We start from the raw sequence: 20,916 nt of genomic DNA, 5'->3' as shown, positions 1-20,916 counted from the left end.
TTTTCTTGTTCTAAATTTGTTCAAGAAATTAATGATTTAGAATTAACTAGTCAAACACCAGTAAATGATCGTGTACAAAACTTACCATAAATATAACCATTATTTATGAATATAGTAGTGTTTATTAAAAAGGAAAAAAACTAAAAATGGAACAATATTATGAATTATTAGGTTTATCTATTGGTGCAACAATTCCTGAAATTAATGCATCTTTTAGACGTTTATCTTTAAAATTACATCCAGATAAAAATACTAATAATCCAGAAGCAACTATTAATTTTCAAAAATTAAGTGAAGCGCGTAATGTTTTAGTTAAACAAAAAGAATATGAAGAAAAAACTAATAAAATATGGAAAGAAAATTTAAAAAAACAACAAGCAGAACAAGAAACATTTCAAAATAAACAAAAAGAAGAAATTTTAGTTAAGCAAAAATTTAAGATATTTGAAAAAGAAATTGATCAAAAAATAAAAAAATATTATATTGAGTTATTACCTAAAATACTTGATTTTAAAATAGAATTAAAGAAATTAGAAAAAGAACTTTTAACTTTACAGTCAAAAAGTTCTAAATTAAGAAAATCTATTATTAATTTAAATACAAAGAAAATAAATCCAAGAATTAATTTTTATATTAAATGTATTACTTTAGATTTTTATGATTGAAATAAAATAACAGAAAAAGAACTATGTGAAAATAAAAATGAATTTATAAAAACCAATAGGGAAAAAGAAAATTTAAAAGAAAAATATGATATATTAAAAACTAATATGCAAATATTAATTAATGAGCAAAAATTATTACAAGAAGATCTTAAAGAATCATTTGCAAAAGAAGATGATTTGAAAAAATATATAAATTCATTTAATTTAGAAGAAAAAGATTCAATAAGAGATTGAAATAAACACTTTTCATCATCAGTTTAATGATATAAATAATATTATATGAATAGTTAATGATTTAAATATAAATTTAGTTTTATGGTTCAACTAATATTTCATTATTTGATGTTTGTTCATCATTGCGTTCTTCAATAATATTATTATCAATAATAATATAATATTGTAAATATTTATTTCAAATACTGATAATTGGTTTATACAGAAAACTACTAAACATAAAGTTACCAATGCCATGAATAGCATCAAAACTTAATCCAGATAATCAGTAAAGATAAAAACTGGATTTACCAAATAATATTAAATGAATTAGAGCATCAAATGTACCAAAAGTAAAACCTCATAAACTTGTAATAATTACAAAAATTCATCAATGCTTTTTAATTAAATGATGAAATATTCAAATTATTATTACCAATATTGGTCATATACTAAAATATAAAAATATTCAACTATTACCACCGTAAAGTAGAATTTCTAATGAAGCAAAAATTAAAGGAATAGTAATTGACATATATAATGGAAAAACTAATGCTGAAAATGCTAATAGGAAAGTTACAACTTCAATATTTGGTAATATTGCTAGTACTTCTTTTAAAGCAAAGATCAGTGCTGCATATGAAGGAATAATCAAGATACGAATTAATTTTTGGACATGGTTACTCATATTTGTTCTCGGCTTTCTTTATTTTTTAAATTTAAAACCACCTCATAAAGGTGGTTTAGTTATACTAATCGGAGATAAAACATCAATTAAAATTATATAACTGTTATCTGCACCCAGAGATTAGTTTAGTAGTATTAAATAGATACGTCTACTGGCTTAACTTCATTTTACTTGTTACCCTTCTCAAAATCTTTGATTTAAATGGATTATGTAACTTTTATCAGTATCACAGTTGCTGGGGCAGCTTAAGATTACTTAATTCCCTTTTATGAACAGTTGTTCATCTATTTAATTTTATTTAGTTGTATTTAATGATAAATGATTTAATATATTTTTAATATATTAAATTTTTTCTTTATTTTTTGTTTAATAATGACACTAATTTTGCTTTTGGTAAATTATTCATTTCATTTTGATGTTGTTTAAACATATTTTTACATGTTGTAAGTTCAGTTAATGCTTCTTTTAAGTTACCTCAACCTTCAATTATGACTTTCTTTTTTTGTAATTCTTTATATTGTAGAAAGAAATTAACAATTTCATCACGTAAATGTTGTGGTACATCTTTTAGATCTTGATACTCATTAAAGCGTGGATCAGAATTAACAACACCAAATAATTTATTATCAACTTCACCACCGTCAATCATTTTAATCATTCCTAAAATTCTAACTTCTACTAAGCAACCAGGGAAAGTTGGATAAGTAATTAAACTAATAATATCTAAAGGATCACCATCGTAATCTAAAGTTTCAGGAATATATCCATATTCACCGGGATAAAAATTAGCACCATAAAGAACACGATCTAATATCATAGTTTTAGATTTTCAATCATATTCATATTTATTACTTGATCCTTTGGGAATTTCAACTACCATTTGCACAATGTTATTTTCGCTTTTATTCATTAATACTTCATCTCCTTTTAAAAATTAAGGCTTTTCTCCCTTTATGTACTATTTTAATTTTATCACATAAATGCTGAGAAAAGCCTATCTACGGACTTCTCCCCACATTTTTAAATCAAACATAGAATTACAGTTTCAAAACTAGGTATCTTGTTGAATTTATATGCAGCTTCTTTAGCATATAAATGAACATGATGTTTTGCAACTTTGATATGTGTTTTAAATGTTCTTCTTATATGTTTTCAAACTGATTCAATTTGGTTGGTATTTACACCAATTTTTGAAACATAGCCATCTTGATGGTTAACTGTTTCATGCTTGGTGAAAACTGATTTAAAATCGCAATATCCTTTTCAAGAATCAGTATATACAAGACATTTTGAAGAAATGTGGTTTTTTGCAAACTGCAAAAGATTTTTACTCTTTGCGTTTTTCAATACTTTCACAATTAAATTATTGGTTGTTTTTTGATAAATGCCAACAATCAAGGTTTTATTCACCAAGGATCTTCCTTGTTTTTTAAAACCAATATGTGAAAGATACATTTCATCAATTTGCACTGTACCTTCAACAATAAATTGAGGTTTTTGTTTTGCAATACGTGTTCTGATTTTATGAGTCATTCTTCAAGCAGTTTTCAAAGTCACTCCCAATTCTTTTGCAATATCTGTTGATGGAATTCCATGTTTGGTGTTTATTCATCTAAAGATAAGATAAAACCAAGATGTTAAAGATGTTTGTGACCTTGAAAATATGGTGCCTGTGAGAATGCTAAATGTTTGATTACATTTTAAACATCTCATTCTTTTTAAATCAGAAGTATTCAAATTAAAACTAAAACACCTAATACATTTGTTTTCTTTCAAATTTGCTATATATGCAAGACATTGCTGTTCAGTTTGAAAAGCATTTTTGAATTCATTCAGTTTCATTATTCCCTCCACAAGTACATGTGGGGAGAAGTCCGAAAATTAATTTTATTATATAATAAATAAACGTTTTTTTATATATAATTAAAATAATAAATGTATTTTAAGGAGTAAAAGATGAGTTTAAAATATGAGAAAAAGTGACAACAATTTAAAATTAATATGAATAATTCTTTAAAACTAACTACTCATAGAATAGTATTAGTTAGTAGTTTATTAGCAGTTACGACATTAATGACCTTATTAGAAACACCACCTATTTTTTTACCTTTTTTAAAAATTGATTTTGGTAATACTATTAATTTAATTGCATTGTTAATTATTAAACTTCCTTATAGTTTGTTAATTGCCATTATTGTTCCTTGACTAAGTTTAATCTTACCTCATTTTCCTTCTGGTAATGCTGAACCAATTGGTGAATTTGCTTATATGTTAAATACTATTACTTTATTGTTATTATATAGTAGTTTTAAATTATTATTTAAGCAATTACCATTTTGAAAAACGCAATCTAATAATTCTTGAAAACGATTAATGATTATTGAAATACCAACAATTGTTATTACTTGTATTTTAGTATCATTAATTAGTGCTTTTTATAATTGAGCTTTTATTTTAGACATGTATGGTGCTGCTGATCTTAAAGATAAGATTTGAATTGTATTTGTACCATTTAATTTAATTAAATTTACTTCAGTTTTGTTTTTATATTTATTATTAGTTAGGCCAGTACAAATTTTAGTACAACATTTTAATATTTAAATAATATATTTTAATTGATCTTTTTTTATTTCTATTACTAAAGATTCTTCATTATTTTGTTTTATTTCTGATTCTTCTCAAGGTCTTCAAATATTTACTTCTTCTTTATAATCTTCATCAATTACTAATCGTTCTGAATCACTATCTTCTTCTGAATTATCAAAATAGTTGTTTTCTATTTGTTTGTTAATATTTACTGATAATAAATTTATTGCTTGTTGTTGATTTAAAAATTCTTCTTTATAATTTTGATTCTCATTATTATCACAATTTATTTCCGCAATATTGATAGCTTCTTATAATATATCTTTTGGAGTTGAGTTGACTGAATGTTTTGTTTTAAGTTCATTCTTTCTTGCTTTTTGTTTTCAAATTCAAATTGTTGTTTTTGAAATGCCAGTTTCTTTTTTGATTTCATCATAACTTTTACCATCTTGTAAATATTGTAATACTTTTTCTTTTATTTCGAGTGTATATTTTTTTGCCATCTTTTAATCTTCCTTTTCTTTTTCAATATTTAATTTAATAAAAATCCTAATACAGAAAAATATCTATATAAGGATTTAACACTGTTTAAATTAATGATTAATATTATAATTTATTTTTTAGTTTTTGTTATTTTTATTGTAATAAAAATTATTTATCAAATTATTATTATGATATTTTCATTGTTAATTAATTTTCTAAATTAGAGTAGTATTAATAGTTTTTATAAAAATTTAATAAATGTCTTGTTTTTTAATTAAAAGTAATTTATAATTTTTATAAATAAGTATTTATTTAATTAAATACCTATTTTAAAAAGGAGAAGTTATAATGAGAGTTAAAAGTGTTGACCAAGAAAAAGAAAAAGTAGATATAAAAACAAAGAAAAAAATAAAGATTAATTCAAAACAACAAATTTTTAATATTACTTTGACAGGAATTTTATTGGGATTAGCTGTTGCTTCTTCATTAATTGAAATACCTATTCACTTTATGGGAGTAATTTTACCATTAAGAATTTTTGATTCATTAATTATTGCTTTTGCTTTACCAATTATTGGTTTATATTATACATTAGCAATTGGTATTATCGAACCTTGATTACATTTATTAGCAGATAGTGATCATCCACCAATTCAAATTTTCTTTGATAATATTGCTAATATTTTATTTATTGTTTCTTTTTATTTTATTTACTACTATCTTTTTAAATTGTGCAATAAAAGTAAAAATTTAAAAGTAGATACTATCAAAAAAATAAGTGCTGGTCTAGTAATAGTACCCTTAAATGCGATTATTGCTACTTTATATTTTGCTTTAACTTTAGTATTACTTTATTTTAGTCCTAACCTACCAAGACCTGATGAATATGATAATAATATTCTTAATTTTAATAATCATTCAGTAATTATATTATTTATTTTACTTGGTATTGAAATTTTAAGATTTATTTTTATCTTTATCTTATTTAGTTTAGTTGAAAGAAAGATAGGTTCTGCTAAACGTTATTATTTTTAATAAAAAGTATTTTATTTTATAAAATAAAATGTTAAATTAATACTTATTAATTAAAAATAAAATTAGGGAGCAATATATGAAGTTAATAGTTATTTTAATTATTATCATGAGTATTATTTTTTTAGGCTTTTCTCCCTTTATGTACTATTTTAATTTTATCACATAAATGCTGAGAAAAGCCTATCTACGGACTTCTCCCCACATTTTTAAATCAAACATAGAATTACAGTTTCAAAACTAGGTATCTTGTTGAATTTATATTCAGCTTCTTTAGCATATAAATGAACATGATGTTTTGCAACTTTGATATGTGTTTTAAATGTTCTTCTTATATGTTTTCAAACTGATTCAATTTGGTTGGTATTTACACCAATTTTTGAAACATAGCCATCTTGATGGTTAACTGTTTCATGCTTAGTGAAAACTGATTTAAAATCGCAATATCCTTTTCAAGAATCATTATATACAAGACATTTTGAAGAAATGTGGTTTTTTGCAAACTGCAAAATATTTTTACTCTTTGCGTTTTTCAATACTTTCACAATTAAATTATTGGTTGTTTTTTGATAAATGCCAACAATCAAGGTTTTATTCACCAAGGATCTTCCTTGTTTTTTAAAACCCATATGTGAAAGATACATTTCATCAATTTGCACTGTACCTTCAACAATAAATTGAGGTTTTTGTTTTGCAATACGTGTTCTGATTTTATGAGTCATTCTTCAAGCAGTTTTCAAAGTCACTCCCAATTCTTTTGCAATATCTGTTGATGGAATTCCATGTTTGGTGTTTATTCATCTAAAGATAAGATAAAACCAAGATGTTAAAGATGTTTGTGACCTTGAAAATATGGTGCCTGTGAGAATGCTAAATGTTTGATTACATTTTAAACATCTCATTCTTTTTAAATCAGAAGTATTCAAATTAAAACTAAAACACCTAATACATTTTTTTTCTTTCAAATTTGCTATATATGCAAGACATTGCTGTTCAGTTTGAAAAGCATTGTTGAATTCATTCAGTTTCATTATTCCCTCCACAAGTACATGTGGGGAGAAGTCCGTTTTTTTAATTGGTTTTATAATAATATTTTTTCTGAAATTAAGAAAAAAAGAAAATAAAATCATCAAGGAAAATAAAATATTGTTTATGTGTTCCAAATTCTTATCATAGCATTATCAAGAATAGAAAGTTTAAAAGTAATAATGATTTAGTAAATAATAAAAAAGTTTTGGAAATGTTAACATATTTACAGGAAAGAGATATCGCTAATTATAATAATATTATTCCTACCTTTTATAGCATTTTAGAAAAACCTATCCAATATAATTTGGAAGCTAATAAAAATGTTAATTATTTATTAACTAATATTGTTGATATTTTATCTCATCATCATCACTGTATAGTAAATCCCTTACATTTGATTAAACATTTGTTTAATAAATGTAATAATAAACGGACTTCTCCCCACATGTACTTGTGGAGGGAATAATGAAACTGAATGAATTCAACAATGCTTTTCAAACTGAACAGCAATGTCTTGCATATATAGCAAATTTGAAAGAAAACAAATGTATTAGGTGTTTTAGTTTTAATTTGAATACTTCTGATTTAAAAAGAATGAGATGTTTAAAATGTAATCAAACATTTAGCATTCTCACAGGCACCATATTTTCAAGGTCACAAACATCTTTAACATCTTGGTTTTATCTTATCTTTAGATGAATAAACACCAAACATGGAATTCCATCAACAGATATTGCAAAAGAATTGGGAGTGACTTTGAAAACTGCTTGAAGAATTACTCATAAAATCAGAACACGTATTGCAAAACAAAAACCTCAATTTATTGTTGAAGGTACAGTGCAAATTGATGAAATGTATCTTTCACATATGGGTTTTAAAAAACAAGGAAGATCCTTGGTGAATAAAACCTTGATTGTTGGCATTTATCAAAAAACAACCAATAATTTAATTGTGAAAGTATTGAAAAACGCAAAGAGTAAAAATCTTTTGCAGTTTGCAAAAAACCACATTTCTTCAAAATGTCTTGTATATACTGATTCTTGAAAAGGATATTGCGATTTTAAATCAGTTTTCACTAAGCATGAAACAGTTAACCATCAAGATGGCTATGTTTCAAAAATTGGTGTAAATACCAACCAAATTGAATCAGTTTGAAAACATATAAGAAGAACATTTAAAACACATATCAAAGTTTCAAAACATCATGTTCATTTATATGCTAAAGAAGCTGCATATAAATTCAACAAGATACCTAGTTTTGAAACTGTAATTCTATGTTTGATTTAAAAATGTGGGGAGAAGTCCGTAGATAGGCTTTTCTCAGCATTTATGTGATAAAATTAAAATAGTACATAAAGGGAGAAAAGCCATAATAAATTACATCAACACAAAAAACATTCTCATTTTACTCAAGAGAATAATCATTCAGTTAAACCAACACATGTTTTTAATAAAACACAAACTAATGCTTCTACACCAAAAACTAATGTTTCTATACCAAAAAAACATAATAAACATACTTTCTCATAAATTTATAAATATTCCTTTACTAGTTATTAGTCCTAACTTAACAAAAACGGAATATCTAATTAAATTCATAATTAAAATGTATTAAGTATCTACTAATTTAACTTATTAGTAGATATTTTTTTTAAAAATAAAATTTACTGTACATTATTTTGTAATAGTTTATAATAATAAGAAAATCATTATAAATGGAGTGTAAAATATGAGACGAAAATTAAATTTATTTTTTACTACCAGCCTTTTATTAAGTTCTAGTATGTCGCTTTTAGCATTCACAATTGATACAAACAATATTAGTATTAATAATTTTGCTAACAACAATGTTGATACTAAAACAGCAACTAAGTATGCTAATGAAACCTCTATTGTTGGTAAATCGTTATTAATTGGTAAAAATAAAGGTTTTAATACTAATAATTTATTAAATAATATGTATAATCAAGCCCCTTCTATTCAAATTGATAATCTTACAGGTAAGAATAATGGAAATGATTTTATTAATGATTGAACTAGCAACTTAGATGGTAATAGTATTAATACTATTCATTCTTTATTTCAACGTAATGGTATTAATCAATCTAAAGTTGACACTATCGCCAATAATATTAATAGCTATAGTAGTTATCGTGACATATTGCCAATGGTTAAAAATTATTTAAATAATTCTATTTTATCTAATGATGATACTGTTAATATGATTGATGGAATGTTAAAAAATATTAAAAATTTAATACCAAATATTAATGATTACTTATCTTATACTAATTATATTCCAATTATAACTAATACTATTGATGAATTATTAGCAGATTGAGATCAAGAAGATAATTTTAGTGGTAATACTACTTTTGAAAAAATGCAAGATTATATGTCAAAGAAAGCGACATTTGCTCAAGCTTGAAATATTCCAAGTCATGAAAAGTGATACTATGTTAAAGATGAAGCAAAAAATTGAAATTGAAATCAATTTTATGAATATATAGCTGGTGTTAATTTTAATTATATGTTTAAGTCAATATCATGAAAATATATTGGTGAAATGATTAGCGATAATATTAAATATGCTTTATGAGGTGCTGGACCTATTGGTTTTAATTCTGATAATTTTAATGCTACATTTAGTGAAACTCTTAATAAGATTTTAACAAATCCAGTGGCATGACCTTATTTAATAAAAACAATAATACCAATGGTTAAAAGCGAAGTATTAAAATTAACTAATCCAACTTTTGGCATTGATAGTATTACTTGAGATGATAAAACACTACTTAAAAATAATACAGTTCAACTAAAAAAAGTATTAACTATTTTTCAAGAATTAATATCTTCAAAAGATAATATGCTTAAATTAGTTACCAATTTAATGACCGGACCTTTTGGTGAAGATATTATTGCGAAAGCTACCTTTGCATCAACTGATTCATATTGAACATTACCTGAGATTCAAAAGAAATTTTCTTTTATTTCAGCTATTAGTGATATTCCTCAACAAGTTGTTAATAGTTTAGAATCAGCAATTAAAAATGTTCCAATTAGTGACACAATTAATAAAATATTTGAGTTTACTAATAAATATTTAACAACAAATCCATTAATTGATTTAAAAGATTTAGTAAAATATTTAGATTTAACTTTCGGTAGTAAAGATTTTATTAATGCTTTAAATAATCTTAAATATATTATTAATCATCCAACAACAGATAATATTAGTAAAACTAAAGAAATATTACAATTATTAGGTGTTCAATTTGGTGGTGAAACTAATTTTAAACAAGATAGTGTTTTTGCAAACTTTTCTAATTGATTAAATACTTCTACTAGTAGTTTAAATTCCTTACTAAATATAATAGTGGATAAAACACATCATAATGGTATTCTTGATAATATGTTAAAGGACCAAGAAAATTTATATAAAGATATGTATAGTAAATATTTTGATATTAACAATAATAGTTATTTTACTTTAAGTGATATTGCAATGAATACATTTAAACATGATGATGGTAGTGTTAGTGCATTTTTAAGTTATAAAATTAAAAATAATTTAGATAATAAAAGTTATGATATTACATTTAAAAATGCTAATTTTCTTACAAGTAAAATCTTTAAAATAAAATTATTTCATATTAGTCAATAATTTTTAATAATTTTCTTCAATAATTAGATATTTTAATTTAAAAAGTATCTTAATATACAAGACGGTTATTGCATTTTTTCTTTAAACAATTTAAAATATAGATAACTTATAGATTTAAGAAAAAGTTATTGGGGAAAATAAAGGGGACTAATTATGAAATCATTATTAACAAGATTAAGTGTTTTAACACTTGCAACAACCATAGGAAATTTAATCAATATTTTAAATACCATTGAAGAAAAAAAGTAATGTAAAGATTGTTGTTTACATTACTTAATATTTTTCTATTTTCTTTATTTTGAATATTGTTTTTTAAATTTTTTGATTTTATAATGTATATGAACAGACAAGAAATATGTGCTTAAATCATTAAGCCTGTTTAGTATTATTACCTAAACAGGTTTTTTTGCTGTTTAATTAGAGAAATTTTAACTTAGAAAGAAGAGTAATTAAATGATAAATAATCAAGAACAGTATAAAAAAATTATTACTATTGCTTTAAATGCTATTGGTGCTGGTAGTGCTGGTGCAACTACTAAATTATTACATAATGCTCGTCAAGTTTCACAATGATTAAATTTAGCAAATGCTTTAAATAGGGGTGTTTTTGGGAAAGCATTTACATTTTTACCAGATAGTAAAAAAGTAGCAACATTAATAGAAGTTTGAAAAATATTAACAAATACCTCATATATAGTTACAACATTAGATGTTAATTTTATTAAAACAATATTTACTAAAGCAAGTAATTGAGATTTAACAATTCCTAATTTACTACCATTTATTAGTTTTGAAATATCTGCTATTTCTGGTGTTTTGGCTGGAACAACAACACTTACACGTATTTATTTTACTAATAAATATTCAACAACTAATAAAATATTAAAGTCAATTGAAGATGGTTTTAATTTATTATGTCCTTTTGCTGCAGTTATTGGAGGAGGATCATTATTTTGAACACCTGGTCTTGATTCAAAAATTATTGCTCCAATTTTTGCTACACTTGATGGAGTTTCTGGAACTACTAATTGATTAATAAATAAATTTTGAAATGCTATTGATTTTGAAACTAATAATTAAAATCAGAGCATATTGGATAATGAAGAAAATGGTACTTTATTAATTAATGATGAAGAATTTAAGACAAGATGTAATGAAACAAATATTGATAATGATTCATCTTCATTAAACTCTGTTAATTCAGTTTTTGTTGCTAATTAGTAATATTTTTTTGTTAAAGTTATGCTAAAAGTAGTGTTTTGTGGGAGTATAAATATTTGTTATTGCATTATCTTAAAAAGCATTCTAAGATATAAATAACTTATAGATTTAATAAAAAGTTATTGAATAAAATAAAAGGGGAGGTTTTCAATATGAAAACATTGATTACTGCACTAAGTGTTTTAACATTTGGGACATCTATTGGAACTTTAAATACTGGTTTAAATAAAAATTCACAAAAAATTGAACTTTTAGATAATAAAACACAACAAGATACTATTTACATTGATAAAGATGGAAAAGAACAAACAACTAATAAAAGAGATTTATCAAATATAAAAACTACCAAAATTACTCAAATTGGTTTTTATAAAAACCAACAAGGTGAAATTCAAGTTGTTAGAATGTCAGAAACAATTAAAGAAGTACCTGACAAATTACCACCAGAAATAACTTCTTTAAATTTTATGTTTTTGGGTGCTTCACAATTTAATCAAGATTTATCAACTTGAGATGTATCTAGAGTAACAAGTATGTTGAGTGTATTGGCTGGAGCTACTTCATTTAATGGAAATATTTCAAATTGAGATGTATCTAATGTAACAGATATGCTTTCTATGTTTAATGGTAGTTTAAAATTTGATCAAGATCTTTCAAAGTGAAATGTATCTAATGTAAGAAGTGTGGGTGGTATGTTTGCTGGTGCTTCATCATTTAATGGTAATATTTCAACTTGAGATGTATCTAATGTAAGAAGTATGAGTGTTATGTTTACTGGTTGTTTTTTATTTAATCAAGATTTATCAGCTTGAGATGTATCTAGTGTAGAAGATATGGTTGGTACATTTGCCAATACTTTAGCATTTAATCAAGATTTATCAACTTGAGATGTATCCAATGTAAGAATTATGACTGGTATGTTTGCTGGCTCAGTATTATTTGATCAAGATCTTTCAAAGTGAGATGTATCCAATGTACTAGATCACACTCATTTTGCTGTTGGTTCAGCAATTTCTGATTCTAATAAATTACCTAAATTTAAAAACTTTTTTATTAATAACACTATTTAATTTGATCAAAAGTATTTAATTTCTAAGTAATTAACTATAATAAAACTTAGAATAGTATAATAAAATATTATATTTGTTTTTTATAAAAGCATATAATATTGACAAACGGTAAGTTTAAAAAGTTTTAACTCATTTCTTTATTTTTTTAAAGTAAATGAGTTTTTATTTTTATTATTGTATGCTCTTTTATTTTACTGACTAGTCATACATTTAAAGTAATCAATTGCAATTATATGCCAAAGGTTATATAATATGGGTAATAGTGGGAAAGTGTGGGTGATATTATGCTACTAGGACAATCATTGTCAACATTAGATGAAAAGAAACGAATGATAATTCCTTCTAAGTTTAGAAGTTATTTTCATAACAATGAGATTGTTATTGTTTCTAAAGGTTTTGAAGGCTGTTTAGTTATTCGTAACGAAATTGAATTTATTAAATGACAAGATAAAATCTTATCACAATCTGAAGGTCAGAAAGAAGCCAGAATTTTGGCAAGACAAGTATTTGCTAATTCAGAAGAATTAACTATTGATAGTAAAGGTCGCATTAATATTCCACATTCATTATTGACACTAGCTGATATTAAACAAAAAGTAATTATGATTGGACTATCCAATAAAATTGAGATTTGATCAGAAACTAATTGAAATAGTTTTAATCAAGATACCAAGGATAAATTTGAGTCAGCGGCAGCAGCTCTAGATGAGATATAAAAATTATGAATAATATCAATGCAAGACACATTTCTGTAATGTTAACAGAAGCAATTGATTTCTTAAATATTAAACATGATGGTATTTATGTCGATTGTACATTAGGACGAGCAGGTCATAGTAAAGTTATACTATCAAAACTTACCTCTGGCAAACTATATGCTTTTGATCAAGATCAAATGGCCATTGATAATAGTAAAATTATTTTAAAAGATTTTAAAGATAAATATGAAATAATTAAAAGTAATTTTGCTAATATTCAATCTGAGCTTTTAAAAAGAAATATTACTAAAGTTGATGGTATATTATATGATTTAGGTATATCATCACCACAAGTTGATGAAGATATTAGAGGATTTAGTTATATGAAAGATGCTAAGTTAGATATGCGTATGGATCAAAGTCAAAAATTAAATGCGTGAGATATTGTTAATAATTATAATTATGAGCAATTAAAAACAATTATTAAAAATTATGGTGAAGAAGTATTTGCTAGTAGTATTGCTAAAAATATTATTAAAACAAGAACTTTTCAACCAATTGATACCACTTTACAATTGGTTACTATTATTAAAAAATCATTACCAGTAAGAGTATTAAATAAGCATCATCATCCTGCCAAAAAGACTTTTCAAGCAATAAGAATTGCTGTTAATAACGAGTTAGAAACATTAAAATCTTCTTTAAAACAATCTTTGAAATTATTAAATTCTAATGGTAGAATTGTTGTTATTAGTTTTCATTCTTTAGAAGATCGTATTGTTAAACAAACTTTTAATGAAGTTTTAATTGATCCACAAGCGCAATTATATGCTAAATTACCAGTTCATAATAATTGAAAAACAAAATATCAATTAATAATTAAAAAACCAATTACACCAAAGCCTGATGAAATAAATAAAAATCCAAGAGCACGAAGTGCAAAGTTAAGAGTTATTACTTATATTGATTCATAAAAATGTTTGGAGGTGAACAATATGAATTTTCAAGAATTATATGTTGTATGTCAAATTGAAGACTTTAGTTTAAAAGTTATGGTTAATAATTATGTTAATAATCAAATTCAGGTTTTATATAAAGAAACTGTTGATACTGAACAGTTTTCTGAAAATGGTTTAATTATTAATTCAATTGCTACAGGTAAGTTATTAAGGCAAATTATTAATAAAATTAATAATACTTTAAATATAAAAGTACAACGTATTGCCTTAACTTTACCTTCAAATAATTTAAAAATTTATCAATCACAAGCATCACTTGATTTTAAAGATGCTAACCACATTATTACTGATGAAGATTGTAGTAAAGTGATTGAAATGGCTAAAAACATTACTATTGATAATAGTGAAATTATTTGTTTAACTAAACCATACAATTTTAAAGTTGATCATGCAATTGGTAATTGTTCATTACCAATTGCTAAAAAAGGACAAGTTATGCATGTTGATGCTTTAGTTTATTCATTACCTAAAAGTTTATATAATTCTCACCTCGAAGTATTAACTAATGCCGAAACAGAATTGTTAACGGTTACTTTAGATCAATTTGCATTAGTATGTAATATTAAAAATACTGATTTTAATCGTAATACAGTTTTAGTTGATTGAAATATTAATAGTACTAAGATTAGTGTTTTTAGTAATTCAGTATTATTTGCAACAACAAATATTAAAATTGGTTGAAATCAAATAATTCAATCATTAATGAAGCAAATGCATTGTGGTTATGATAAAGCTGAAATATATTTACAAAAAATTATTAATATAAGTAGTAATTATTTATGCGATGTTGTTGTTGATAAGTATGTTGATGAGCAGACAAAATCTATTGTTCGTTTAACAAAAACTGATTTACAAGCAACAGTTAAAAAACAAATTAATGAAATTATTGCTTGTATTGAATATTTTCTTGATGAAGTTAGTGATAATAATAGTTCAGATATGGAAATTATTTTTACGGGAATTACTATTGGTTTATGTGGTTTTGCCAACTATTTTAAAAATAATAGCAAACTAAAAGAAGTAAAATATATGCTTAGCCAAACTCTTGGTGCATATAGTTATCAGTGAACTACTTTAATCGGTAATACTCACTACCAACATTTAGTAAATGTTTTTAGTAATAATTATATTTCATCAATACATAAACCAGAAATTGTATCAAAATTAAATCATTATACGCATTCTAATAATCATGATAATAAGCATTATAATTCCCCCTTTCAACCAAATTATCAGTATAATGATGGTAGTAAATAGAAGAAGACAATTTGATTAATCAGGAGGAAAATAAAATGGAACATAATAATTCACAATTTAAACCAATAGCATCAATTCGGGTAATTGGTATTGGTGGTGCTGGTAATAATGCTGTTAATAGAATGATTGAAGCAGAGGTACAAGGTGTTGATTTTTATGTTGCTAATACTGATGCACAAGTAGTTAATGCATCTCCAGCTGAAAATAAAATTATTTTGGGCAAAGAATTATCAAAGGGACTTGGAGCGGGAGCTAATCCCGAAATTGGTAAACAATCCGCAATTGAAAGTGAAGCAGAGATTAAACGTGCTTTAGATGGTGCAGATATGGTTTTTATTGCTGCTGGTATGGGTGGTGGTACTGGTACTGGTGCTGCATCAATTGTTGCAAGAATTGCTAAAGAATGTGGTGCTTTAACAATTGCTATTGTTACTAAACCATTTAAATTTGAAGGACGTAATCGTAATGCTCATGCCGTAGTTGGAATTGAAAATTTAAAGAAACAAGTTGATGCAATTATTATTATTTCTAATGATAAATTATTACAAGTAATTGGTAATATTCCTCTTAAAGATTCGTTTAAAGAAGCAGATAATATTTTACGTCAAGGTGTACAGACTATTACTGACTTAATTGCTGTTCCTGCTTTAATAAATTTAGATTTTGCTGATGTTCGTACTATTATTGAAAATAAAGGTAATGCCTTATTTGGTATTGGAATGTCAAAGGGTGAACATAAAGCTAAACAAGCCGCAACAAAAGCTATTTCTTCTCCTTTACTTGATGATGTGACAATTAAGGGTGCTAAAAATGCTATTGTTAATGTTACTGGTGGAACAACAATGACATTAACTGATGCTAATATTGCTGTTGATTTAGTTCGTGATGCTGCGGGTAATGATGTTAATATCATTTTTGGTGTCGCTGTTAATGAAAATTTAAATGATGAAATGATTGTAACAGTTATTGCCACTGGTTTTGATGAAGAAGGTGCTAATGCCAATAATTTTGTTTATAGTTCAAAAGTTGATAATCATGAATTTATTACTAATAAGACTCAATATTTAAGCGAAGAAATTAAAGAACAAACAAAGAAAAAAGAAGAAGAACAACAAAATTTAGTCCAAGAAGCAGCAATGGAAGCAGATGATGATTTACCATCATTTTTACGAAGACGAAAGGAAGTTTAATTAATTATGGGATGAAGAAGTAAAAAATATAAAGACAGTGATGAAAATAGTAATTATAAAACCATTTTTCAAGAACAAATACAAGAATTTGCTCCTAAAAATTATCAAGAAATTGAATCAATTGCTAATGCTATGATTTTACAAAAACCAATTAAAGTTAATTTAACAACAACTGTTGAAAATGATCGAAGAAGAATTATAGATTTTCTTTGTGGTATTTCGTATGTTATTGGTTTTGTTGTTGATAAAACTGATATTCATATTTATGAATTTAAAAATGAATTAAGTTAATCTTGAACAAATAGGTTTTTATTTCTTTCTAATAATAAAGAAATAAAATTATTTATTTTTTAAATTGTTCTTACATTAATTTTAGAATAAAAATCCCTTCTAATTTAGAAGGGATTTATTGTTTTAATTTGTTTATTTGTTATTTTTTCATGTAATAATAAAATTTATTTCATAATAAAAGTGTTTATTATTTTTATATAATATCAATGATGTTTTTATTTATCATTTTAATTAGTAAAATTAATGTAATATAAAGTATGATTTTTGTATATTATTTGCAATACGTTTTATACATGCTATTATTTATAAATAGTTATCTTAAATATTAGAGATAAACTATATGCATTACTATAGGTAATTAACAAGAGATTTTAGAAATTGTTAATTAACTTTTTCAAATAAATTATAACTAATTTATTTTAGAATTGTTCCTTTGCTTATTTTAATGAAAATTTAAAATAAAAAATTTAAAAAAATATGTTTTTCAAGCCCATTGTTTTATTTTTAATAAAATAAATGGGTTTTTTATTTGAAAGGATGTAAAGAAGTGCCTACAGAAAGTCAAGAAATAGGTTCTGATAATAAAAAGCAAAAAAATATTAAGCATTTTAGAAAAGAAATAATTTCTAAGATTACAAGTGCAAAAATAGAAAGAAAGTATTGCAAACAATTAATAAAAACAATTAATAGTGATGACCTTGCTATATTTTTTAATAGTTTAAGGCTTTTCTCAGCATTTATGTGATAAAATTAAAATAGTACATAAAGGAAGAAAAGCCATTAAAATTAAAACACCTAATACATTTGTTTTCTTTCAAATTTGCTATATATGCAAGACATTGCTGTTCAGTTTGAAAAGCATTGTTGAATTCATTCAGTTTCATTATTCCCTCCACAATTACATGTGGGGAGAAGTCCGTAGTTTAATTAAAGCAGATTCATTATTTTGATTTTTAAATATTGTTCATCATCTTTATCAAGAGTTATTTTCTCTTTATAATAATAAAAAGTTTTTAGTATTTGATGAACTTTTATTAGAAAATTTAAAAAATTCATGACAATGAATTGAAAAAGAACGGCAAATTTTTAATGAAGAACATAATTTAATTACTGAATTAAAAAATATAGCTAAAGAAGCATTTCCAGAACAATATTTTTAAATTATAAAATTTAAACAAGAACAAGCGCGAATTAATTTTGATTACTTTTTTCCTGAATTAAAACTTCCCAATAATGCGATTAATTTTTGAAAACAAATTATAAAAGAAGAAAATCTAGAACAGTTTTTATCGGTAGAGTGAAAAGAAAAAATTGCTGAGTTGTGTAACGTTTTTATTAATTTTGAAAAAAATATTAAAAAATTTAAAATTATTGGTGAAGATTATCAAGAATTTATTTTAAATCATAAAAGAAATCTAGAAAAAGTTAAAGAATGTAGTGAACAAGTGGCATTAGTTAGTAATGTGATGAAAAGAAAACAATTTTTAATTGATTTAGAAGATTATAATAATGAAAGTTATTATAATAGTTTTCAAAAAAAGATAGCAAAAAGTATAAATGAATTAAAAAATTTTATTAATAATATTGAAGATTCTAGGATAATGGATTATTATTATTAATTTCTTATTCTTAATAGTACTGAACAATTTGCAGCAGATAGTTTAGAATGAAATATTAATAGAATATGTGGTGCTATCAATAATGAATTTACTATATTAAAAAAAATAAGTGATTCATATACAAGTGACTTAGCAAAAAATTTCATAATGAAATATATAACAGAATCAGTAAAATTAACGAAAAGTACTTCTGAAAGAATAAAAGAAATTACATTACAGTTTGATAGACATTGTGAACAATTAGTTGAAGAAGAAAGTAAATCGATTGAAGTTATTAATAAAAAAATAGCAGCATTAGAAAATATTAATAAAACAGAAAGAACAACATATGAAAATTTGTCAAGAACTTTAGAAAATGTAAGTTTAGACAATGATAAAAAAGTGCTAGCAGAGTTAAAACAGCAAATTGAAAACATTAGAACTATTACAAAAGAAAAAATAACAGAAAGTAAAAAAAGCAAAAAGAAGCTATTGAAGAAGAAGAAAAACAAAAAACGCTTCAATTAGAAGAAACTAAACAGGGAATTATTAATAATACAAATTTAATGAAAGATAATATTAAAAATTATCATCAAAAAATTATTGAATTTATTAAGTCTTTTACAATTTCACTTTATGAATTTATTTTATGATTTAAAAATAATGAATGAGATCGTGAAAAATATAAATTAAACAATACGATCAATAATATTTTACAACCAGGATTAATTATTAAAATTTAATATAAAAATGATAATTTACAATATAAGTTACCATGATCAAATTTTATTTAAAAACAGAAAATGATAATCATTTGGTATTAGCAGTTCCCGATAGTGAAGAAGCTAATTTTCAAATATTAAATAAAGAAGGTAGAAAAATTTTGCTTAAAAAATTAATTGAAGAGGAAAAATATTGAGGCTTTTTAATAATCTGTGTATCTTTGTTTTACAAAGTTACTAATTTAGATTAATTCTGTCTTCAAATTTTATCATAAAATGAGCAATTGCTGTATTTCAATTTTGAATAGGCAATGTTCATTTTTTTGTTATATTTTCAATTGCCAAGTAAAATATTTTGAAAACTGCCATATCATTAGGAAAAACTTTTTTATTTCTGATGATTTTTCGTAATTGACTATTAACAGATTCAATAGCATTTGTAGTATAAATCACTCTTTTGATTTCTACTGGATAACTAATAAAAACCATTAAATTATCTCAATTTTTATATCAAGATTTAGTAATTTGAGGATATTGTTTATTTCATTTACTTTCAAACGATTCTAAAGCTTGCATTGCTTGTTCTTCACTACATGCACTATAAATTGGTTTTAAATCTGCAACTAGACCTTTTCGATGTTTGTATGAAACATATTTTAAACTATTTCTAATTTGATGAACAATGCATAATTGATGTTCTGTTTTAGGATAAACTGATTGTATTGCTTCTGACATGCCTGTTAAATTATCACTACAAGCAATAAGAATATCATTTAAGCCACGATTTTTCATTTCTGTGAAATTAGATAATCAAAACTTACAACCTTCATTTTCACTAATTCATAATCCTAAAACATCTTTTTTGCCTTCTAAATCAACTCCTAATGCTATATAAACTGATTTGTTAATAATCCGTTTATCTTGTCGTACTTTAACTACTATACAATCAAAATAAACAATAGGATAAATACTTTCTAATGGTCGATTTTGTCATGCTTTAACATCATCAATAACATCATCAGTAATTTGACTAATAACACTTTCACTAATATCAGCACCATGATATAACTCTTGCAACTGCATTCTAATGTCAGATAATGTCATTCCTTTTGCATACAAGGAAAGAACTTGTTGATCAAAACCATCAAATCTTCTTTGCCTTTTAGGAACTATTACAGGAGTAAAATTACTATTGCGATCTCTTGGTACATCAATTTCAATTTTACCTTGTTGAGTTATTAATTTTTTTGAACTTGTACCATTACGAGCATTTTCAGTAGTACTATGTTGATTTTTTTCATATCCTAAATAATTTTGCATTTCAGAATTCAACATTTTTTCAACTAATCTTTTTGTTAATTCTTTATATAAACCGCCAGGTTTAAAAACTGTTGTTAAATCTTCAGTATTTTCTAGTAATAAATCTACTGCTTTTGATATTGGATCATTATTATTAAAGTTATCTTTTTTAGCCATCTGTAACTCACTCT

At 24.2% G+C, this 20,916-nt stretch carries 25 protein-coding genes and 1 riboswitch; of the genes, 17 read left to right on the top strand and 8 right to left on the bottom strand.

Features of this window, described 5'->3' with window-relative positions; genetic code table 4:
- The first annotated feature begins 146 nt into the window (after positions 1 to 146).
- Positions 147 to 926, top strand: coding sequence for a J domain-containing protein (locus tag AACL02_RS10580; protein ID WP_339041484.1), 780 nt, complete (start codon positions 147 to 149; stop codon positions 924 to 926).
- A 52-nt stretch (positions 927 to 978) separates the two neighbouring features.
- Here the strand turns inward: AACL02_RS10580 and AACL02_RS10575 are convergent, their stop codons facing one another.
- The 3 genes from AACL02_RS10575 to AACL02_RS10565 form a co-directional block, all read right to left on the bottom strand.
- Positions 979 to 1,566: a hypothetical protein gene (locus tag AACL02_RS10575; protein WP_339041481.1), complete on the bottom strand. Its 588-nt coding sequence runs from the start codon at positions 1,564 to 1,566 to the stop codon at positions 979 to 981.
- Positions 1,567 to 1,690: 124 nt separating this feature from the next.
- Positions 1,691 to 1,869: riboswitch (cobalamin riboswitch) on the bottom strand.
- A 52-nt stretch (positions 1,870 to 1,921) separates the two neighbouring features.
- Positions 1,922 to 2,476 (bottom strand): inorganic diphosphatase, encoded by a 555-nt coding sequence (locus tag AACL02_RS10570; protein ID WP_339041479.1) that lies wholly within the window; start codon positions 2,474 to 2,476, stop codon positions 1,922 to 1,924.
- A gap of 110 nt (positions 2,477 to 2,586) precedes the next feature.
- Positions 2,587 to 3,402, bottom strand: coding sequence for an IS1595 family transposase (locus tag AACL02_RS10565; protein ID WP_339043727.1), 816 nt, complete (start codon positions 3,400 to 3,402; stop codon positions 2,587 to 2,589).
- Between the two features lie 120 nt (positions 3,403 to 3,522).
- Here AACL02_RS10565 and AACL02_RS10560 point away from each other — a divergent pair, with 120 nt between their 5' ends.
- Complete coding sequence (locus AACL02_RS10560; protein WP_339041477.1) at positions 3,523 to 4,167, top strand: hypothetical protein; 645 nt, start codon at positions 3,523 to 3,525, stop codon at positions 4,165 to 4,167.
- Positions 4,168 to 4,463: 296 nt separating this feature from the next.
- Here the strand turns inward: AACL02_RS10560 and AACL02_RS10555 are convergent, their stop codons facing one another.
- Positions 4,464 to 4,655 carry a helix-turn-helix domain-containing protein gene (locus tag AACL02_RS10555; RefSeq protein WP_339041475.1) on the bottom strand — a complete coding sequence of 64 codons (192 nt, stop codon included), beginning with the start codon at positions 4,653 to 4,655 and terminating at the stop codon, positions 4,464 to 4,466.
- A gap of 328 nt (positions 4,656 to 4,983) precedes the next feature.
- On the opposite strand from AACL02_RS10555, the gene AACL02_RS10550 reads away from it, so the two are divergent.
- On the top strand, positions 4,984 to 5,670 hold the full coding sequence (locus AACL02_RS10550) for a hypothetical protein (RefSeq protein ID WP_339041472.1): 687 nt from the start codon (positions 4,984 to 4,986) through the stop codon (positions 5,668 to 5,670).
- A gap of 206 nt (positions 5,671 to 5,876) precedes the next feature.
- Here the strand turns inward: AACL02_RS10550 and AACL02_RS10545 are convergent, their stop codons facing one another.
- Together AACL02_RS10545 and AACL02_RS10540 are read right to left on the bottom strand one after the other, a co-directional pair.
- On the bottom strand, positions 5,877 to 6,692 hold the full coding sequence (locus AACL02_RS10545; protein ID WP_339043726.1) for an IS1595 family transposase: 816 nt from the start codon (positions 6,690 to 6,692) through the stop codon (positions 5,877 to 5,879).
- 392 nt (positions 6,693 to 7,084) lie between these two features.
- Positions 7,085 to 7,216 carry a hypothetical protein gene (locus AACL02_RS10540; RefSeq protein ID WP_339041470.1) on the bottom strand — a complete coding sequence of 44 codons (132 nt, stop codon included), beginning with the start codon at positions 7,214 to 7,216 and terminating at the stop codon, positions 7,085 to 7,087.
- On the opposite strand from AACL02_RS10540, the gene AACL02_RS10535 reads away from it, so the two are divergent.
- The 11 genes from AACL02_RS10535 to AACL02_RS10485 all read left to right on the top strand — a co-directional run bounded on the left by AACL02_RS10535 (position 7,162) and on the right by AACL02_RS10485 (position 17,854).
- The gene (locus tag AACL02_RS10535) at positions 7,162 to 7,983 is read left to right on the top strand and encodes an IS1595 family transposase (protein ID WP_339041468.1); all 822 of its coding nucleotides are present in this window, start codon (positions 7,162 to 7,164) and stop codon (positions 7,981 to 7,983) included. The genes AACL02_RS10540 and AACL02_RS10535 overlap by 55 nt on opposite strands.
- 442 nt (positions 7,984 to 8,425) lie before the next feature.
- Positions 8,426 to 10,360 carry a hypothetical protein gene (locus AACL02_RS10530; protein WP_339041465.1) on the top strand — a complete coding sequence of 645 codons (1,935 nt, stop codon included), beginning with the start codon at positions 8,426 to 8,428 and terminating at the stop codon, positions 10,358 to 10,360.
- 453 nt (positions 10,361 to 10,813) lie between these two features.
- Positions 10,814 to 11,440, top strand: a complete 627-nt coding sequence (locus tag AACL02_RS10525) for a hypothetical protein (RefSeq protein ID WP_339041463.1) — start codon at positions 10,814 to 10,816, stop codon at positions 11,438 to 11,440.
- Positions 11,441 to 11,452: 12 nt separating this feature from the next.
- Entirely contained in the window at positions 11,453 to 11,581 is a 129-nt protein-coding gene (locus AACL02_RS10520) for a hypothetical protein (protein WP_338957576.1), read from the top strand.
- 152 nt (positions 11,582 to 11,733) lie between these two features.
- Complete coding sequence (locus AACL02_RS10515; RefSeq protein ID WP_339041461.1) at positions 11,734 to 12,651, top strand: BspA family leucine-rich repeat surface protein; 918 nt, start codon at positions 11,734 to 11,736, stop codon at positions 12,649 to 12,651.
- A 272-nt stretch (positions 12,652 to 12,923) separates the two neighbouring features.
- A complete protein-coding gene (gene mraZ, locus AACL02_RS10510) occupies positions 12,924 to 13,367 on the top strand; it encodes a division/cell wall cluster transcriptional repressor MraZ (RefSeq protein ID WP_281748124.1) in 444 nt (147 codons plus the stop codon).
- Between the two features lie 5 nt (positions 13,368 to 13,372).
- Complete coding sequence (gene rsmH, locus AACL02_RS10505; protein WP_339041458.1) at positions 13,373 to 14,323, top strand: 16S rRNA (cytosine(1402)-N(4))-methyltransferase RsmH; 951 nt, start codon at positions 13,373 to 13,375, stop codon at positions 14,321 to 14,323.
- A gap of 21 nt (positions 14,324 to 14,344) precedes the next feature.
- Positions 14,345 to 15,625 carry a hypothetical protein gene (locus AACL02_RS10500; protein ID WP_339041456.1) on the top strand — a complete coding sequence of 427 codons (1,281 nt, stop codon included), beginning with the start codon at positions 14,345 to 14,347 and terminating at the stop codon, positions 15,623 to 15,625.
- Between the two features lie 35 nt (positions 15,626 to 15,660).
- Positions 15,661 to 16,815, top strand: coding sequence for a cell division protein FtsZ (ftsZ, locus tag AACL02_RS10495; RefSeq protein WP_339041454.1), 1,155 nt, complete (start codon positions 15,661 to 15,663; stop codon positions 16,813 to 16,815).
- A gap of 6 nt (positions 16,816 to 16,821) precedes the next feature.
- Positions 16,822 to 17,106: a cell division protein SepF gene (gene sepF / locus AACL02_RS10490; RefSeq protein WP_339041452.1), complete on the top strand. Its 285-nt coding sequence runs from the start codon at positions 16,822 to 16,824 to the stop codon at positions 17,104 to 17,106.
- Between the two features lie 529 nt (positions 17,107 to 17,635).
- Positions 17,636 to 17,854: a hypothetical protein gene (locus AACL02_RS10485; RefSeq protein WP_339041450.1), complete on the top strand. Its 219-nt coding sequence runs from the start codon at positions 17,636 to 17,638 to the stop codon at positions 17,852 to 17,854.
- On the opposite strand, the gene AACL02_RS10480 is transcribed toward AACL02_RS10485, so the two are convergent.
- Complete coding sequence (locus tag AACL02_RS10480) at positions 17,844 to 17,990, bottom strand: hypothetical protein (protein ID WP_339041448.1); 147 nt, start codon at positions 17,988 to 17,990, stop codon at positions 17,844 to 17,846. The genes AACL02_RS10485 and AACL02_RS10480 overlap by 11 nt on opposite strands.
- Positions 17,991 to 18,008: 18 nt before the next feature.
- On the opposite strand from AACL02_RS10480, the gene AACL02_RS10475 reads away from it, so the two are divergent.
- The 3 genes from AACL02_RS10475 to AACL02_RS10465 all read left to right on the top strand — a co-directional run bounded on the left by AACL02_RS10475 (position 18,009) and on the right by AACL02_RS10465 (position 19,232).
- Positions 18,009 to 18,266 carry a hypothetical protein gene (locus tag AACL02_RS10475; RefSeq protein ID WP_339041446.1) on the top strand — a complete coding sequence of 86 codons (258 nt, stop codon included), beginning with the start codon at positions 18,009 to 18,011 and terminating at the stop codon, positions 18,264 to 18,266.
- A gap of 285 nt (positions 18,267 to 18,551) precedes the next feature.
- The gene (locus AACL02_RS10470; RefSeq protein WP_339041444.1) at positions 18,552 to 18,725 is read left to right on the top strand and encodes a hypothetical protein; all 174 of its coding nucleotides are present in this window, start codon (positions 18,552 to 18,554) and stop codon (positions 18,723 to 18,725) included.
- Between the two features lie 147 nt (positions 18,726 to 18,872).
- Positions 18,873 to 19,232: a hypothetical protein gene (locus tag AACL02_RS10465; protein WP_339041442.1), complete on the top strand. Its 360-nt coding sequence runs from the start codon at positions 18,873 to 18,875 to the stop codon at positions 19,230 to 19,232.
- A 431-nt stretch (positions 19,233 to 19,663) separates the two neighbouring features.
- Here AACL02_RS10465 and AACL02_RS10460 read toward each other — a convergent pair whose 3' ends face one another.
- Positions 19,664 to 20,902 carry an IS256 family transposase gene (locus AACL02_RS10460; protein WP_339043725.1) on the bottom strand — a complete coding sequence of 413 codons (1,239 nt, stop codon included), beginning with the start codon at positions 20,900 to 20,902 and terminating at the stop codon, positions 19,664 to 19,666.
- Between the last annotated feature and the right edge of the window lie 14 nt (positions 20,903 to 20,916).

It is taken from the genome of Spiroplasma endosymbiont of Apeira syringaria (genome assembly GCF_964020205.1).
GTDB lineage: Bacteria > Bacillota_I > Bacilli_A > Mycoplasmatales > VBWQ01 > Spiroplasma_E > Spiroplasma_E ixodetis_A.
This window is presented reverse-complemented; position numbering and strand designations above follow the sequence as displayed.